This is a genomic window from Novosphingobium organovorum (assembly GCF_022832435.1).
GTDB classification, from domain to species: domain Bacteria; phylum Pseudomonadota; class Alphaproteobacteria; order Sphingomonadales; family Sphingomonadaceae; genus Novosphingobium; species Novosphingobium organovorum.
The window spans coordinates 1-1,070 of sequence record NZ_JALHLF010000243.1; the positions used below are offsets into that span (position 1 = coordinate 1).

At 72.0% G+C, this 1,070-nt stretch carries 1 protein-coding gene; it reads right to left on the reverse strand.

Translation table 11 applies throughout. From position 1 onward, the window contains the following. Positions 1-1,070 (reverse strand): serine hydrolase domain-containing protein (locus MTR62_RS21025; RefSeq protein ID WP_244024615.1); only part of this gene is annotated, 1,070 nt, incomplete at both ends.

The window sequence follows — 1,070 nt, forward strand, 5'->3', positions numbered from 1 at the left end:
GCAGCGGCTTGCCCGCGCGCGCGGCGGCGAGCAGCGCGGTGCCATAGGCGCTGACCACGCGCGGGCGGTAATCGCCCAGCCGCGTGTTCACGCTGGCAAAGACCCCCACGCCCGCCGCCGGGTCGGCGTGGAACGAGGAGCTGAAGGCCAGCATCCCGCCGGTGTGATGGAGCAGTGTGCGCGCGCCTTCGCGAACCGTGGCGATGCCGCTGGCGTAGAGCGAACCCGGCCCGAACTGGGTGTTGGGCATGGCGCGGGCCAGAAAGGCGCGCGCCGCCGCATCGGGCAGCAGCGGCGCGCCCTTGCCCTGCCCCAGCGCGATGACGAAACGCAGATACTGCGCCATGTCGCGCGCGCTGGCCCCGACCGTGCCCGAGGCGAAATCGTCTTCGAGGAAGGGGCCGCGCACCAGCGGCGCGCCGGTCATCGCGACCTTGTCCTCGCGCAGCGGCACATAGCCCGCCGCAAAGCGCTCGCGATCCGCCAGCATCAGGTGCGCGTGGGCGCCCGCCATGCCGAGCGGGCGCAGCACGCGCTCGGCGATGACCTGCGGATGCGGCCGCCCGGTCACCGCCTCGATCACCAGCCCGAGCAGCATGTAGCCGGTGTTGCTATAGGAAAACCGCGTGCCCGGCGCGAAGCCGCACCACAGCCGCGCGTCAGGGCTTGCCGGATAGAGCGCGGCGTCGTGCGCCAGTCCACCCGCGTGGTTGAGCAACTGGCCAAGCGTGATCGGCGCTTCGGGCAGCGAGGTCGCATCGAGATAGCGCGACACCGGCGCGTCGAGATCGAGCAGCCCCTCGTGCGCCAGGACGTGAACGCAAAACGCGGTGATCGACTTGCTGATCGAGCCGATCTCGAACAGGTGGTCGGGGCCGACCGGGGTGGCGCTCTCGCGCTCGGCCTCGCCGATCGAAAGCGTCGCGGCGAAACCGGCCTCATCGCTCACCGCCACGCTCATGCCCGCCAGGCCATAGCCCTCCACCTCGGCGCGCGCGTAAGCCGCGAGCCGGGCCAGCGCCTCGGCGTAAGGCCCCGCTTCGCCCTTAAGGACGCGCAGGCTGGAGGGC